The organism is Paenibacillus sp. FSL R5-0912 (assembly GCF_000758605.1).
Taxonomy (GTDB): Bacteria; Bacillota; Bacilli; order Paenibacillales; family Paenibacillaceae; genus Paenibacillus_AQ.
Window position 1 is genome coordinate 23,199 of record NZ_CP009282.1, and the last position, 16,119, is coordinate 39,317.

Below are 16,119 nucleotides of genomic sequence, written 5' to 3' on the forward strand. Positions count from 1 at the left end.
ACGCTTCAGCACCTGGAAGTACGGGTTTAACGGATGAGGAAGGACAAGCATGAATCATCTGGGAAGCAGGCTTGCTTAAGGATTCCTTTTACCGGCAAACAAGGGGGTTAATTTTTGTACAGCGTAGTAGGTGTCCGCTTCAAAAAAGCGGGTAAAATATATTATTTTGATCCACTTGATTTCCCGATTGAGCGCGATCAATGCGTTATTGTTGAGACAGCAAGAGGGGTCGAATACGGTAAGGTTGTCGTTGGCAAAAAAGAGGTGCAGGAAGCAGACGTTGTACTGCCGCTCAAGAAGGTCATGCGTATTGCCGGTGAAACCGACGCACGTGTGGTCGAAGAGAACAAAGGTGCTGCAAAGGACGCTTTTACCACCTGTTTAAATAAAATCCGCGATCATGGCCTCAAAATGAAGCTCGTGGATGTGGAATTTACGTTTGACCGTAATAAGATCATTTTTTATTTCACTGCCGAGGGCCGCGTGGATTTCCGCGAACTGGTTAAGGACCTGGCAAGTATTTTCCGAACCCGCATCGAGCTCCGGCAAATTGGTGTGCGTGATGAAGCCAAGATGCTTGGCGGACTTGGACCTTGCGGACGGGTGCTCTGCTGCTCCTCCTGGCTGGGTGATTTCGAGCCGGTGTCCATCAAGATGGCCAAGGACCAGAATCTCTCGCTGAACCCGACCAAGATCTCGGGACTATGCGGACGGCTGATGTGTTGTCTGAAGTTTGAGCATGATAATTATGAGAGCACGAAGGAAGAAATGCCGGCGGTAGGCAAAATCGTCGTAACCTCACTGGGTGATGGCAAAGTAGTAGGTATTAATGCCGGAAGCCGCACAGTTCATGTGCAGTTGTTTGAAGTGGGCAAAGTTAAAGAACTTCCAATGGATGATGTTGTCGTCAAGTAAACCATTATAAGGTTACTTTCGGGGTGGAAACTTGGAGAAGAAAAATATATTTGCACACATGCAGGAGATGGAAGCGCAGATGGATGAAATGCGCGCCACTCTAGGAGATTGGAAACAGACGGTTAAAGAGCTGATGGAAGCAAACCAGAAGCTTAGTCTGGAGAATGAGCAGCTACGTATCATATTGAAAAGGGAAGCCCCTCTGGATAAGGCCGCGCTTTCTGCTGAGGCGGAGGCTATACTGGCTGCCGAAGGCAAAGAAGAGGTTGTCGGAGAAGGTTACGATAATCTGGCCAGACTGTACCATGAAGGTTTCCACATCTGCAATGTCTATTTCGGGCATTTGCGGACGGAAGGCGATTGTCTGTTCTGCCTTTCTTTTCTGAATAAATGAGGATATCCAGCCGTAGGAGATTTTCGCCTACGGTTTTTTTGAATTTGGAGGAATGTACAATGACCAATTCGTTTAACGATACCCCGGTGTCCTTGCATAGTGCGGAGCGGATCGATGACTTGCTAACCCATGATCTGCGGATTATCCAGAGTGACGAAGTATTCAGCTTCTCTATGGATGCTGTACTGCTGGCCCGGTTCGCCAGTATACCGCCGCGCGGAAGAGTACTTGATCTATGCACCGGTAACGGAGTTATCCCTATGCTGCTGACCACGCGCACCAAAGCTTCTATTGAAGGGATAGAAATTCAGCCCCGTCTTGCCGACATGGCCCGGCGCAGTGTAGCTTTGAACAGGCTGGAGGAGCGGGTGCTGATCCATGAAGGTGATTTGCGGGAGCTGCATAATACCGCAGGGTATGGTGTATATGATGCAATAACGGTTAATCCTCCCTATATGCCGCTTAACGGGAGCGACCTGAAGCTGAATTCACATCAGGCCATGGCCCGTCATGAAATTGGCTGTACGCTGGAGGAGGTCATTCAGGCCTGTGTCCGGCTGGTCCGCACTGGAGGCAAAGTCAGTATGGTACATAAGCCGCAGCGTCTGGTGGATATCATCAGTCTAATGCGTAAGCACCGGCTGGAACCGAAGCTGATCCGCTTTGTACATCCCCGTGCCCATCTGGAGGCGAATATGGTACTGATTGAAGCGGCGCGCGACGGGAAGCCGGAGGTGCGTTTACAACCACCTTTAATCGTATATAATGAGGACAATCAATACTGCCCGGAGATTATGGATATTTATTATGGGAACAAAGAGGATAACAGCCAATGACGATAACATGCCAAAGCAGCTTTCAAAATAACAATGACGGAGCAAAGCCCGAAGGATGCGGCTGTCTGTATCTGGTGGCTACACCGATCGGTAATCTGGAAGATATGACGTACCGCGCGGTACGCACTTTGAAGGAATGCGATATTATTGCCGCAGAGGATACGAGACAGACGCGTAAATTACTGAGCCATTTTGAAATTACACCCTCCATGCTGTTCAGTTACCATGAGCATAATAAGGCGGCAAGCGGACCTGAACTGATACGCTATATAATAGAAGGTAAAAATTTAGCCCTTGTCAGCGATGCCGGCCTGCCGGCGATTTCTGATCCTGGAGCTGATCTCGTAGCTCTTGCTGTAAGTCATCAAATTCCGGTCATTCCGATTCCCGGAGCTAACGCGGCGCTGTCAGCTTTGATTGCTTCGGGATTGCCTACCGCCAGCTTCACATTTATCGGTTTTCTGCCCAGAGAGCGCAAGGATATCCGGGCCGTTCTGGCACCTCTCCGCTCAGCCCAGGGCACACTACTCTTCTATGAGTCACCGCATCGTGTCGCTAAGACGTTGGTTCATTTGCAGGAAGCCTTTGGCAACCGCCGGGTTACACTGGCCCGTGAGCTGACCAAACGGTATGAGGAATTTCTGCGCGGTACGATTGAAGAATGCTGTGCCTGGCTGGAGGAGCATCCTCCGCTTGGTGAGTACGTAATTGTGCTTGAGGGGGAGAGCAAAGAAGAGGCGGAGCTCGCGGAGTCTTCCTGGTGGCGGGAGCTGAGCATCGAAGCTCATGTGACCCACTATGAAGCTTCAGGCCTGACGCGAAAAGACGCTATGAAAAAAGCGGCCTCTGACCGCGGCTTGGCCAAGCGTGATATTTATAATGCGCTGCTGGAGCGGGAATAAGGGGATAGCGTAACTGATCACGTTTATTGCGAGTTAAGTATCTGTTAGATAAACTCTGAAATAGCTCAGATGATTAGAATGTATGATGAAATAATTGTATTCTATACACTTATATGGATATAATTATTCCTTATATTAGATATAAGTGTAGTTTGTACATTTATATTTATGGAAAAAGGATAATTTAGAGGATATGTATGGATATAATTGTATGAAATACAACTAAAACAATCAGCCGCTCACTTTGGTATTAAATAACTGTACAGAATGCAGCTATCCAATTTTTCCAAAACCGATTATCCAATATTGCACCTAAACATTTTCCAGTATCAACTGGCTGCACCAATGTTAACGCCACTCTGACAGATAGCGATTCCCGCAGGGAGAGCGGTTCCACGCTCAAATGTCGCTTAAGAGCGTAACCGCACGGCCGCTGCAAATGCGAAGCGTGCGGCGGAATACTGCGCATGGCAAGGCCCTGAGGACTTACCTTCAGGGAGTCCGAAAAGGGCCGGTCCACCGCTGAACATTGCTTCCTTCCGCGCCATCTGCAGAGTTAGCCAAACTTCCGGGTGTCCAGAGGGCCGGGGCCCTTGGGGCCCTCCCTGTAGGGAGGGTTTGGGAGGGGAAGAAGAAGTTAAGGGTTATGATCTAAAGGTTATGATCTAAGGGTTATGAATTTAATAGTTAATGTTTAAATAGGATAAAGGGGCATCCGGGGAAAGTCCCCGAAAAAAGTGCAAAAAAATACCTCCCGCGCGAACGGGAGGCCAAGGAGATATAAAAAGGTTAGAATTAACAATTTGATTAGTTCCTATTATAACCTATTTGTTTTAGTTTGTCACAGGGGTAGGGATAGCAGAAATACATTCATGACAAACAATTTTACCTTTGAAATAGGTTACATTCTCAGCATTGCCGCAGAAAATACAGGCAGGCTCATATTTCTTAAGCATGATCCGCTCACCGTCCACGTAAATTTCGAGCGCATCTTTTTCTCCGATACCCAGTGTGCGGCGCAATTCAATTGGAATAACGACCCGTCCAAGCTCATCTACCTTACGTACAATTCCTGTTGATTTCATCATTACAATCGTTGCTCCTCTCAATGTTCAAAAGCGTCAATATTCGACATTGTTCACTGTTTTATGATATTTATAATACCAACCATTCCCAAAACAGTCAACCTTTTTTGAGGCGAATTTTAAGGAAACTTTAAAGGAAACATTCATACCGCCATTGATTAGGCATATATCCTAAAAAGAACCTCGAAAATATTTGTCGATTTGTAAGTTGTTAAATTGTCATAATTCGACAAAGTACGACAATATTTATTATTATAACTGTAATTTCATCCTATTTCTATGGATATTTTCAAAGGAGTTGATCTCATGAAGCAACCGTTGACAGAAGAGAAGGTATTTAAGGATCCGGTTCATAACTACATTCACGTCCAGGACACCATTATCTGGCGACTGATTAACACCAAGGAGTTCCAGCGTCTGCGGCGCATCCGCCAGCTTGGCACCTCTTATCTGACTTTCCATGGAGCAGAACACAGCCGGTTTTCCCATTCGCTTGGTGTTTATGAAATTACCCGGCGGATTATATCGCAGTTTGAAAGAAGCGGATATAAGGATTGGATGCCTGAGGAGAGTCTGCTTACCCTGTGTGCGGCACTGCTGCATGATCTGGGACATGGTCCGTTTTCCCATTCTATAGAAGAAGCTTTTGAGATGGATCATGAGGACTGGACCTGCCGGATCATTCTGGAGGATACGGAAATTACCGCTATTCTGCGTGATGTAGCTGAGGATTTCCCTAATAAAGTAGCCTCTGTGATCTCCAAAACGTATGAGCATGAAATTGTTGTCAATTTGGTGTCGGGGCCGCTGGATGCAGACCGGATGGATTACCTTTTGCGAGATGCCTATTATACAGGGGTGAATTACGGAACCATTGACATTGACCGTATTCTGCGGATGCTGCGCCCCTATGACGGCCGGGTAGTTGTTAAAGAATCCGGCATGCATGCGATTGAGGATTACCTGATGTCACGTTATCAGATGTACTGGCAGGTCTATTTCCATCCGGTAACACGCAGCTCGGAGATTATTCTGCGCCAGATTCTCCGCAGAGCCAAGGAGCTGGTGCAGGAGGATTATGGTTTCCGGTTCATGATTGAGCCGCTTAGTGATTTGTTCCGCGGGGATATAACGGTGCAGCAGTACCTGCTGCTGGACGAGGCTTTGATGCAGACAGCCTTCATGCAGTGGACGCTGGAGAAAGATGAAATTTTAAGCGACTTGTGCAGCCGTTTTATTCATCGTAAACTGTATAAATATGTGGAGATGGAGCATCTGGATACAGAGACGATTGACGAAATCCGCCGCAGCTTTGCGGGTGCCGGACTGCGAGCGGATTATGATCTGGAAATCGATTTTCCGACAGACCTTCCTTATGATGTATTTCGTCCAGGGGATGCTTTTGACAGTAAACAGATTCTGCTTCTTGACCGTCATGATAAGCTGCGGGAGATCTCTGAGGTATCAGATATTGTACGCTCGATCAGCGGGATTCACCGAGGCAGATACCATCTCTATTTCCCGCAGGACAGGCTGCAGAAAGCCCTTCCACGGCTGCCGTCCTCCATTGCAGATATTTTTGCAAAATAACCTAAAATACTTGTAATTCTTCATAGAAATCAAGGCGGAAAGGATGTAATATAATGCAGTTATTCGACACACATACCCATCTGGATGCTCCGCAATTCGACGAGGACCGCGAGGAGGTAATCGCCCGGGCGCTGGAGTCCGGAGTCAGTAAAATGATCAATATTGGCTTCAACCGGGAGACGATACCGACAACGATGGAGCTCGCAGAGAAATATGATTATATTTATGCAGCGGTGGGCTGGCATCCCCAGGATGCATTCAGTATGAAGGAGGGCGACCTCGAATGGATCGCTTCGCTTTGCAGCCATCCCAAGGTAGTGGCCATCGGCGAAATCGGACTTGACTATTATTGGGACACCTCTCCTAAGGATGTACAGCATGAGGTATTCCGCAAGCAAATCGGCCTGGCGCGTGAACTGAAGATGCCCATCTGTATCCATAACCGCGATGCCCACGAGGATGTAATCCGGATTCTGCGGGAGGAAAAAGCGGGTGAGGTTGGAGGGGTGATGCATTCGTTCTCCGGCAGCTGGGAAAGCGCCAAAATGTGTCTGGATCTCGGCTTCCATTTGTCCTTCGGGGGACCGATTACGTTTAAGAATGCCAGGGTGCCCAAAGAGGTGCTCGCCCAGACTCCGCTGGACCGGCTACTGATCGAAACGGACTCCCCATATTTGACTCCGCACCCCTTCCGCGGCAAGCGGAATGAGACCGCACACGTAAGACTTGTAGCGGAGGCAGCTGCGGCAATAAAAGGGATTGATTTACAGGAATTGGCTGAAATTACGTATGCGAACGCACTGGAACGATTTGGGATTGTCTGAAAACGGGAGAAAAAGCGGTGAAAAATGAAGTATAGCCGATATATTAAACTTTTATAGTCCAAAAACGGCTGAATATTACAATATTTTAATCATTTTTTTACGTAAACGTGGTTGAATCGTCCTTTACAACATGCATCAAAACAGGATATCATCTTTTCAGTGCAGTGAGCTGTTGTTACTGTGACAGTCACTATTTCATGGATCGTCTCGCTGAGTCTCCGTATGGAGAACGGGGGAACCAATAAATGCCCTGCCGCATGCCCGTACATAGAGTACAACACAGAATTGCCGCAGAATTTATTTGATTTCTTCACGTGGTCTTTGGGGTGAATTTGAGGGCAACCGCCGTGAGCGGGTGACCTGAGATAGGGCGTCTCTCTTATGCCCGAACCCGACAGCTAACCCCGTAAGCGCAAGTAAGAGAGGAAACCTCGTGCATAAACATTCCCGCGTATTCGACACCGGAGAAGCCACGAAAGAGTCCTCTGTGAACTCTTTTTTGGGCTTTTTTTGTTATGAATAATGCGGATGTTCCCGGCATACTGTTATACAACAGATATCCGGAGTAGCTATGCCGAGCAGGCGATCCATGAGCAGGAAACGCTGGAGCAATGCGGGCGTATCCTGTTGCAATCTCAAACCTAGTTTCGTCAGAAATGATGCAGTCACCATGATATAACTTGGACGACGGGGCTATGTAAGGAGGATGGAGAGAGTGGGCGTATTCCAACCAGAGGTATCCCATGATTCGCAATCATCCAGCAGGTCTTTCGCATTACGGCTGAAGCAAGTGAATCCTCGCGTACTTTCACTTGCAGGTGTGATATCAATTGTTATCGGACTGTTAATTCTGCTGTACGTACACGGTCAGAGCAATAAAGAAATAATTTTAGTTATAGACGGACAGGTGCAGACACTGGAAACGCGGGAAACGCTGCTCAGTGATGTGCTGGCAAAGGAACAAATTTCGCTGCAGCCGTATGATAAGCTATCTATTGGCCTTAGTGATGAAATACAAGACGGCGACCGTGTCGTAATCACCCGTGTGCAGAAGCTTTTGCTTACTGCAGACGGTGCAACCAAGACCCTATACACCACCGAGGATTCGCTCGGAGATGCCATTACCAAGCTGGGTTACAGCCTGGAGGGCAATGATAAGATTTTCCCTTCGCTTGATACCGCAGTCACACCCGACATGGAAGTCAAGATTGTCCGTATTACCAAGCAGACCGTACAGCGGACAGTAAACTTGCCTTTTAAGGTCATCAAAACCGCAGACCCCTCTCTGTATAAGGGAGACGTAAGAGTTGCACAGGCAGGCAAGCCGGGCGCGATCATCCAGCATATCGAGAAGATATATCAGGATGGGGAGCTAGTCTCCATGAATATGGTCGGCAAGGAAGTTCAGACGGTAACCAAAGACAAGGTTATTGCCGTCGGCACCAAAGCGGTTCCGAAGCCTGTTGTAGCTGCTGCAACTACATCCAAAGCAACAACAACCTCCAAATTATCCAAAGTCAGCGCGAAGAGCAACAACGTCACGAGCAAGGCAGGCGTAGATTTTGAATACAAAAAAATGATCAAAAACGTATCTATGACGGCGTATTCCTCGGAAGAACCGGGAATTGGAACACGTACCGCCTCCGGCACACGCGTAACGGAAGGCCGCACTATTGCAGTGGATCCGAATGTAATACCAATTGGCTGGTGGGTGTACATTGAGGGATTAGGGTTTCGCCGAGCAGAGGATACCGGCGGTGCCATCAAAGGCAACAAGGTGGATGTTTACTACGATTCACTAAGCCATGCCCGTAATTTCGGCCGGAAGTCGCGGACCATCTATGTGATTGGACCTGTGAAGCCGGAGCTTAACTAAGCGCCAAGTCTTTTGCAAATTAGCGGTTTATAAGATATAGTGGGGGTAGCACTTACGGAATTTAGAGAGCTACCGCTCATCACTTATACATTCTTTAGCCAAAAAGAAGAGGAGCGAATCCTCTTCTTTTTGCGTTTTAGAGTAGGGGAGTAAATTATTTATGATTAAAGAATTAATTGTCGTCGAAGGTAAAAGCGATACCGTAGCCGTTAAGCGGGCCGTAGAAGCGGATACGATTGAAACAGGCGGATCCGCAGTGGACCGCAAGGTCATTGCGAAGATTACATTAGCCATGGAGCGCAGAGGGGTTATCATCCTCACGGATCCCGATCATGCCGGAGAACGGATTCGTAAAATTGTCTCCTCCAAGGTGCCCGGATGCAAGCATGCGTTCATTCCGGAGAAGGACGCTACCCGCAAAGGGGATATAGGTGTGGAGAATGCTTCGCCTGAGGCCATCCGCCATGCGCTGGAGCATGTTCACACGTCTTTTGAGGGGGCGCCGGCTGTAATCGGGCTGGATGATCTTATGGCCGCAGGCATGATGGTACACGCACAGGCAGCAGAGCGAAGAATGCAGCTTGGCAATCTGCTCGGTATCGGTTATTGCAACGGCAAGCAGCTGTACAAGCGTCTGGCGATGTTCGGTATTACACGCGAAGAGTTCGCGCGCGCGCTCGCCCAAATTGATCAGGGAGGCATTACTTCATGAGCGAAACTCTGAATATCTCATCACCAACCAGAACCAAAGCAATAATACAGCGGTACGGGTTTTCGTTCAAAAAAAGCCTGGGCCAGAACTTCTTGATCGACCAGAATATTCTGGACAAAATTGTCGATGCTGCAGGCCTGGATACTGCCGCAGGCGCACTGGAGATTGGCCCGGGTATCGGAGCCCTGACGGAAAGGCTGGCGATGACAGCGGGAGCAGTCACAGCGGTGGAGATTGACCGCAGACTGATTCCGATCCTAAGGGATGTCCTCTCACCCTATCCCCATGTAAAGATCCGCAATGATGATGTACTGAAGGTCAATATGCAGGAGCTGTTTGCCGAGGATTTCGCCGGTGTGGACCGGGTCAGTGTAGTGGCCAACCTCCCGTATTATGTAACGACCCCTATTCTCATGAAGCTGCTGGAAGAGAAGCTGCCGCTTGATAACATCGTCGTTATGATCCAGAAGGAAGTTGCAGAACGTATGGCGGCTTCTCCGGGCGGTAAAGAGTACGGAAGCCTCAGCATTGCCGTCCAGTATTACAGCGAGCCTGAACTGGTCTGCATGGTACCCCGCACGGTGTTTATTCCGCAGCCGAATGTGGAGTCAGCCGTCATCCGGCTGAAGGTCAGAGAGCGCCCGCCGGTTGAAGTAGCTGATGAGAAGCATTTCTTTGATGTCGTCCAGGCATCCTTCACCCAGCGGCGCAAGACAATTGCCAATAACCTGAAGGCCCGCTTCTTCCCTGAAGAAGGACGTGAACGTCTGGAGGCTCTGCTGGCGGAAGCAGGGATTGAGCCCTCCCGCCGTGGTGAGACGCTTAGCCTGGAGGAATATGCGCGTCTCAGTGCTGTCCTGCTGGCAGCAGGAATTGCTTAATCAATAGAAAACGCGCTGTGTGATGAACCATCCGGGACCTTTGCCCATAACATGGGGTAGAGGTGGTGTTGAAATGAATTTAGGAGACTTGGTCGTTCGTAAATCTTATGGCGGCGATGTGACCTTCCGGGTGGATAATATATTTCAGAATCGGGCCGTCATCAAGGGGACTGAATTCCGTCTGCTGGCGGATTCTCCGCTGGACGATTTGGTGCAGGTGCCGCCTACCCGGATTACCGAGCGGGGGCAGCAGGCACAGATCAAAGCTATAGAATCCCTAAGCTGGCTGCGCAAGAACCGCCAGGAGCAGAGCCAGCGCAGCGGAGAGAGTGTGTCCGGGACATGGACCCAATCTCCGAAGGAAGCTGCTTATTTTGAAGTGCCGGGTAAGGTGCTCCATCTGGACGGCGACGCGCTTTACCTGAAGAAAAGCCTGAGTCTGTATGAGCAGTTGCGCATACCCGCCGAAGGGCATCACATTCATGAGTCCAAAATGGCGGAGACCTTATACCGGCTGCTGCCCCGTGTGCGCCCGGATATTGTGGTGATTACCGGTCATGACGGAGTACTTAAGCAACAGCAGGCTTATGATCTCTACAGCTTGAGCAGCTACAAAAATTCACAGAATTTTGTTGCGGCCATCCAGGTGGCCCGGGAGTATGAGCGGAATTTCGATGCTCTGACGATTGTTGCAGGGGCCTGCCAATCGCATTTCGAGGCGCTGCTGGGCACAGGGGCGAATTTTGCCAGCTCACCGGGAAGAATACTCATTCATGCCCTGGACCCCGTCTATATTGCGGCCAAGGCTTCGTTCACTTCGATCCGCGATACGGTCAATTTGAGCGATGTATTGAACCATACCATTAGTGGCAACCAGGGAATGGGCGGAATTGAGACCCGCGGGAGCTTCCGTATCGGGATGCCCCGGCTGCAAAATCTTGCTACCCTGAAGGTGGCGCCTTCGGTGATGTAGTGGCAGATATAGAGAAGGAAGGATAAGCGATCCGGCTTATCCTTCCTTTTTTCGTGGAAATATAAGAATTTATATGTTTCACACGATAACTTATCCTTCTATTTCTCGCTGAAACAACACCGTCCCTTAAAAGGACGGCAAAGCCGTTTCTACTTGGCAGATTTGCGTTCAGCATTACCGCTAACAAGGAGCTTAAGCCGGGACTTCGTGATGCTAAAAAAATTCCGTTGACAACTTTTTTGGCATCATCTATAATTATTTATTTGATTTGACAATGATTGTGAAAAGTTGTATAATGGACAAGGAAAGAGGTGGTCGTCAGGCAATGGCTAATAACGCGCTGTTGGAAATCAAACGCAGTCTCGAAGCTCACGTCGGTCATAAGATCACGTTGCGGGCTAACGGTGGTCGTCGCAAAACCGTTGAACGTACCGGTGTCCTGGAAGAAACGTACCCTTCTGTATTTATTGTCAAACTGGATCAGGAGCAGCAAACCTTTAAGCGAGTCTCCTATAGCTATGCCGATATACTTACTGAATCTGTGGAAATCACAGTTACCGAAGACGATGGGCAGATGCGGATTATGTATATTAAAGCTTAGCGTCACGGACAGTCTCCCTGCAGGGGGGCTGTTTTTTGTTTTTCCGCTGCATGACCTGTGTCCCTTGGCCGCATACTACATAAGCAGTAGCTCATCATCCAATAGCATAAAGGGAGGAATCCGTAATGAGCCGCAGAAGACGGGGCATGATGTCGGAGGAACTGAAGACAGAGCTGGCCAAGGAGCTTGGATTTTATGAAACGGTAGAGCAGGAAGGCTGGGGCGGGATTCGGGCAGTTGATGCCGGGAACATGGTCAAGAGAGCCATTCAGCTTGCTGAACAGGCAGCACGGAAATCGTAACGCCGTAAGCTGGGGTCTGCAGTTGTAACCTTGGTATCGCCTGCCGGCGGTACCTTTTTCCAAATACAGGGGTCCGTAGAAGCTTGCTCAACTTTTGTTAATGGACTTCACTGCCAGTTTCTCATATAATATGTTAAGTTGTTTTTACGGGAAAAGCTGAGGGTGGGTGAACGCCTTGAAAATGTATGAGAAAGCGCCGGCCAAGATTAATTTGATGCTGGATGTGCTGAATAAACGCGCTGACGGATTTCATGAAGTGGAAATGATTATGACTATGGTCGATCTGGCCGACCGTCTGGAGCTCTCCGAGCTGAAGCGTGATTCCATTATTATCTCTAGCCAGGCCGGGTATATTCCGCTGGATGAGAAGAATCTGGCCTTCCAGGCCGCAAGACTGATTAAAGACCGCTATAACGTGAGAAGCGGTGTACATATTCACCTGGACAAAAGAATTCCGGTCGCTGCCGGCCTCGCCGGCGGCAGCAGTGACGCCGCGGCTACGCTGCGCGGCCTGAACCGGCTCTGGCGCCTCGGGATCCCGGCGCAGGAGCTGCAGGAACTGGGTGCCGAGCTGGGCTCGGACGTCCCGTTCTGCGTCACAGGAGGCACTGCCCTCGCTACGGGCAGGGGAGAACGGCTGACGCAAATAGCGAGTCCGCCGCAATGCTGGGTCGTCCTGGCCAAGCCGCCGATTAATGTATCGACGGCTGAGGTGTACGGACGCGTACGCGCGAATAACATCGCGGTTCATCCGTCCGCACTCCGGATGCAGCAGGCGATTGAGGCCGGCGATTTCGCGGCGGTCTGCGCGGGCCTGGGCAATGTGCTGGAGGATGTGACCCTGAAGCTGCACCCGGAGGTACAGCAGCTCAAAGAAGCGATGGTGAAGCTGGGAGCAGACGGGGTACTGATGTCCGGCAGCGGACCGACAGTGTTCGGCCTGGTGTCGAAGCAGTCCAAGGTGGCGAGAATCTATAACGGACTTCGCGGATTCTGCAAGGAAGTCTATGCCGTGCGTTCGCTGAGCTGATCCAGAAGGCACACAGAAACGGTTAGCGCTGCCCTGGCGGCTTAGCCGTTTCTTCTTGAGCCGAAGCGCAAGCCTTCTTCTGAAGGACGGTATAACCGTTTTCGCTTGTGTAAATCCGTACAAAAATGATATTATTCATAATAATATTCGGTTTTGGCGAGGAGCATTCCGTGAAGAAACTTAAACGAAGCCAGCGATTGGTTGATATGACCCAATTTTTACTTGAGAAGCCGCATGATCTGCTGCCGCTCTCGACCTTCGCAGAGCGGTACGGTGCAGCGAAGTCATCGGTCAGTGAAGATCTGGCTATTATAAAAGAGGTATTTGAAGGCGAAGGCATGGGCGAACTGCAAACCCTTGCGGGTGCTGCAGGCGGAGTCAGGTATATTCCGCGGATGCCGATGGACATGGCACTTGCTTTCGTGAACCGGCTGTGCGGACAGCTGGAGCAGAGTGACCGGATTCTGCCCGGCGGTTATTTGTACATGTCCGATCTGCTGGGACTGCCGTCCCTGATGGAGCAAGCCGGTAAGATTATTGCTACGGCTTTTTACGGAGTAGAGATTGATGTCGTGATGACAGTGGAGACCAAGGGGATTCCGCTCGCTTATGCGACGGCTGCACAGCTTGGGCTGCCTGTAGTACTGGTGCGCCGCGACCATCAAGTGACCGAGGGTTCGGCGGTAAGCATTAACTACGTCTCGGGTTCGCACAAGAGTATACATACGATGTCGCTGTCCAGACGGGCATTGCGTGAGAAATCACGGGTGCTGATCGTGGATGACTTCATGAAGGCGGGCGGTACCGTACGCGGGATGGTTGATCTGCTGGGCGAGTTCAATGCCGAGGTCGCCGGTGTAGGCGTACTTGTAGAATCCGGAGCGGTGGAGAAGGAAGAACGCCTGCTGCATGATTACGTATCGCTCGTAAAGCTGACGGAGGTAGATTCCAAGGTACGGCGCATTTCCGCGTATCCCGGCAATTATTTCTCCTCCTGAGTGAGCTGGATTTCCAAAGTTAAAAACCCGGGCATAATGTCGAAACCGTGAGGAATCTTAAGATAACAGCACGAAATGTGTCGAAATCAAAGGTTCTGCGAAAATAATCTTCTTTATCAGGCATTTTATGGAATGAAAAAGAAGGAATTCGCTTTGCTGTGTGGAATTATACACCAAGTCTCTGATGGAAAAAGGTGGTGAACACACACATGCAAATTACGGATGTCAGACTCCGCCGCGTCAACTCTGAGGGGAGAATGAAAGCAATCGCATCCATTACAATCGATAACGAGTTTGTTGTTCATGACATACGCGTCATCGATGGTAATAACGGGATGTTCGTTGCAATGCCCAGCAAGCGTACACCTGACGGTGAATTCCGCGATATCGCTCACCCGATTTCTTCGGGAACGCGCGAAAAGATTCAATCTGCGGTTCTGGCCGAGTACGAACGCGCCGCTACGGAAGAAGAAGAAGTCATTGAAGAGGGAGCTTAAGCTGTGAAGCGCTGACTCTCAAGGATTGCTGCCCTCCCGGGCGGCGTAAAGCCATGCCGTTTTTTAAGATAAGACTTTTTTATGTTTCGGGGTCCCCGCAAAAGTACCTGGGTCAGCCTCGAAGCCAAAGCCCCACTTTGTGGGGGGATTTTATTGGGGTTCGAAGAAAAGGGAACCATGCCTTCATGGTTCTCTTTTCTTTTTGCCCGGAATGAGATATATTCAGTAGTGAGTTCAAGAAGTAGGAGGTTGGCATTCTTGAAAAGAATGGCTGTTGTACTTGCTGCAGGCCAAGGCAAGCGTATGAAATCTAAATTATACAAAGTGCTGCACCCCGTCTGTGGCAAACCGATGGTAGGGCACGTGCTTGATACAGTAAAGGCGACCGGATGCGAGCGTACAGTAGTCGTCGTAGGCCACGGCGCTGAGAAAGTTAAAGCTTATGTAGGCGACAATGCCGAATATGTGCTGCAGGATATCCAGCTTGGAACCGGGCATGCCGTCAAACAAGCCAAAGATCTGCTTGGCGGTGAAGAAGGAACTACGATCGTGATCTGCGGGGATACACCGCTGGTAATGACCGAGACACTGGAAGGGCTGATGGCGCTGCATGAAGCACAGAAAGCTGCCGCAACCGTCCTCACTGCTGTTATGGAGCAGCCTGCCGGATATGGCCGGATCATCCGGGGCGAAGACGGCGGAGTGCAGAGGATTGTAGAACAGAAGGACTGCACAGAGAGCGAAGCCGCTGTCAGCGAAATCAATACAGGCACTTATTGTTTTGATAACGTTAAGCTATTTGCCGCTCTGGAGAAGGTTACCAATACCAATAACCAGCAGGAATATTATTTGACTGATGTTATCGGTATACTCCGGGCACAGGGAGATATCGTTCTTGGATATCAGGCCCATGATGCTGCAGAGTCTATTGGTGTGAATGACCGCCTGGCGTTGTCCGAAGCGGAAGGCTATATGCGTGAGCGTATCAACCGCGGGCATATGCTGAACGGTGTAACTTTAATCGACCCTGCCTCTACCTATATTGGAGCAGATGTTGTCATTGGAGCAGACACTGTGCTGTATCCGGGCACTGTGCTCAAAGGCAAGACGGTAATCGGCGAAGATTGTGTGATCGGACCAGCGAGCGAAATTGAAGACTGCGTGATTATGGACGGTGCTGTAGTGAAGCATTCCGTACTGAATCAGGCTGAGGTCGGCGCACGGGCTTCCGTTGGGCCTTTTGCGTATTTGCGTCCGGGTGCCGTGCTTGGCGAAGAGGTCAAGATCGGCGATTTCGTGGAGATCAAGAATGCTACAATCGGTCACGGCTCCAAAGTGTCCCATTTAAGCTATGTCGGTGATGCTGAGGTCGGTAAGAATGTGAATATCGGCTGTGGTGCCATCACCGTTAACTATGATGGCTATAACAAGTCAAGAACAGAGATCGGTGATGATGCTTTTATCGGCAGCAATGTGAATCTTGTCGCTCCGGTAACTGTGGGCAAAGGCGCATTCGTTGTCGCCGGATCCACCATCACGCGTTCTGTACCAGAGAATGATCTGGCAGTTGCCAGAGTAAGACAGGAGAACAAGCCGGGTTATGCGGACAAGATCCGCTCCCGTGCCAAAGCGAAGAAAGACCAGTCGAAGAGTCCATCGTAAAGCGCTCAAGGCCAAAGCGCCGGACGGACTCTGCAAATCCG

Annotated in this window: 17 protein-coding genes and 1 riboswitch; of the genes, 16 read left to right on the plus strand and 1 reads right to left on the minus strand. The window is 49.8% G+C overall.

Annotated features, from left to right (window positions below):
* Positions 1-114: 114 nt before the first annotated feature.
* The 4 genes from R50912_RS00105 to rsmI are packed head-to-tail and all read left to right on the plus strand — an operon-like array spanning position 115 to position 3,047.
* Positions 115-915: a PSP1 domain-containing protein gene (locus tag R50912_RS00105; protein WP_039305726.1), complete on the plus strand. Its 801-nt coding sequence runs from the start codon at positions 115-117 to the stop codon at positions 913-915.
* 31 nt (positions 916-946) lie between these two features.
* Positions 947-1,309, plus strand: coding sequence for a DNA replication initiation control protein YabA (gene yabA / locus R50912_RS00110; RefSeq protein WP_039305729.1), 363 nt, complete (start codon positions 947-949; stop codon positions 1,307-1,309).
* A gap of 59 nt (positions 1,310-1,368) precedes the next feature.
* Complete coding sequence (locus tag R50912_RS00115; protein WP_042231402.1) at positions 1,369-2,145, plus strand: tRNA1(Val) (adenine(37)-N6)-methyltransferase; 777 nt, start codon at positions 1,369-1,371, stop codon at positions 2,143-2,145.
* The gene (gene rsmI, locus R50912_RS00120; protein ID WP_042231404.1) at positions 2,142-3,047 is read left to right on the plus strand and encodes a 16S rRNA (cytidine(1402)-2'-O)-methyltransferase; all 906 of its coding nucleotides are present in this window, start codon (positions 2,142-2,144) and stop codon (positions 3,045-3,047) included. The genes R50912_RS00115 and rsmI overlap by 4 nt, the downstream gene beginning before the upstream one ends.
* Before the next feature lie 833 nt (positions 3,048-3,880).
* Here rsmI and R50912_RS00125 read toward each other — a convergent pair.
* Positions 3,881-4,135 (minus strand): AbrB/MazE/SpoVT family DNA-binding domain-containing protein, encoded by a 255-nt coding sequence (locus R50912_RS00125; RefSeq protein WP_019914502.1) that lies wholly within the window; start codon positions 4,133-4,135, stop codon positions 3,881-3,883.
* A 303-nt stretch (positions 4,136-4,438) separates the two neighbouring features.
* Between R50912_RS00125 and R50912_RS00130 the strand changes: the two genes are divergently transcribed.
* The 12 genes from R50912_RS00130 to glmU all read left to right on the plus strand — a co-directional run bounded on the left by R50912_RS00130 (position 4,439) and on the right by glmU (position 16,078).
* Positions 4,439-5,722: an HD domain-containing protein gene (locus R50912_RS00130; RefSeq protein ID WP_042231406.1), complete on the plus strand. Its 1,284-nt coding sequence runs from the start codon at positions 4,439-4,441 to the stop codon at positions 5,720-5,722.
* A 53-nt stretch (positions 5,723-5,775) separates the two neighbouring features.
* Entirely contained in the window at positions 5,776-6,546 is a 771-nt protein-coding gene (locus R50912_RS00135) for a TatD family hydrolase (RefSeq protein WP_039305744.1), read from the plus strand.
* Positions 6,547-6,744: 198 nt separating this feature from the next.
* A riboswitch (cyclic di-AMP (ydaO/yuaA leader) is annotated at positions 6,745-6,974 on the plus strand.
* A 287-nt stretch (positions 6,975-7,261) separates the two neighbouring features.
* Entirely contained in the window at positions 7,262-8,422 is a 1,161-nt protein-coding gene (locus R50912_RS00140) for a resuscitation-promoting factor (RefSeq protein ID WP_042231408.1), read from the plus strand.
* 160 nt (positions 8,423-8,582) lie between these two features.
* Positions 8,583-9,134 carry a ribonuclease M5 gene (gene rnmV / locus R50912_RS00145; protein WP_039305750.1) on the plus strand — a complete coding sequence of 184 codons (552 nt, stop codon included), beginning with the start codon at positions 8,583-8,585 and terminating at the stop codon, positions 9,132-9,134.
* Positions 9,131-10,015 (plus strand): 16S rRNA (adenine(1518)-N(6)/adenine(1519)-N(6))-dimethyltransferase RsmA, encoded by an 885-nt coding sequence (gene rsmA, locus R50912_RS00150; RefSeq protein WP_042231410.1) that lies wholly within the window; start codon positions 9,131-9,133, stop codon positions 10,013-10,015. The genes rnmV and rsmA overlap by 4 nt, the downstream gene beginning before the upstream one ends.
* Positions 10,016-10,088: 73 nt before the next feature.
* A complete protein-coding gene (gene yabG, locus R50912_RS00155) occupies positions 10,089-10,988 on the plus strand; it encodes a sporulation peptidase YabG (RefSeq protein WP_042231411.1) in 900 nt (299 codons plus the stop codon).
* Between the two features lie 325 nt (positions 10,989-11,313).
* Positions 11,314-11,589: a biofilm formation stimulator Veg gene (veg, locus tag R50912_RS00160; RefSeq protein ID WP_036696386.1), complete on the plus strand. Its 276-nt coding sequence runs from the start codon at positions 11,314-11,316 to the stop codon at positions 11,587-11,589.
* 125 nt (positions 11,590-11,714) lie between these two features.
* Positions 11,715-11,891 carry a small, acid-soluble spore protein, alpha/beta type gene (locus R50912_RS00165; protein WP_039305760.1) on the plus strand — a complete coding sequence of 59 codons (177 nt, stop codon included), beginning with the start codon at positions 11,715-11,717 and terminating at the stop codon, positions 11,889-11,891.
* A 175-nt stretch (positions 11,892-12,066) separates the two neighbouring features.
* The gene (gene ispE / locus R50912_RS00170) at positions 12,067-12,921 is read left to right on the plus strand and encodes a 4-(cytidine 5'-diphospho)-2-C-methyl-D-erythritol kinase (protein ID WP_042231412.1); all 855 of its coding nucleotides are present in this window, start codon (positions 12,067-12,069) and stop codon (positions 12,919-12,921) included.
* Between the two features lie 170 nt (positions 12,922-13,091).
* Positions 13,092-13,919 carry a pur operon repressor gene (gene purR / locus R50912_RS00175; protein ID WP_042231413.1) on the plus strand — a complete coding sequence of 276 codons (828 nt, stop codon included), beginning with the start codon at positions 13,092-13,094 and terminating at the stop codon, positions 13,917-13,919.
* A 209-nt stretch (positions 13,920-14,128) separates the two neighbouring features.
* A complete protein-coding gene (gene spoVG, locus R50912_RS00180) occupies positions 14,129-14,416 on the plus strand; it encodes a septation regulator SpoVG (protein ID WP_036696395.1) in 288 nt (95 codons plus the stop codon).
* Positions 14,417-14,674: 258 nt separating this feature from the next.
* Positions 14,675-16,078 carry a bifunctional UDP-N-acetylglucosamine diphosphorylase/glucosamine-1-phosphate N-acetyltransferase GlmU gene (gene glmU / locus R50912_RS00185; protein WP_042231414.1) on the plus strand — a complete coding sequence of 468 codons (1,404 nt, stop codon included), beginning with the start codon at positions 14,675-14,677 and terminating at the stop codon, positions 16,076-16,078.
* Positions 16,079-16,119: the final 41 nt, after the last annotated feature.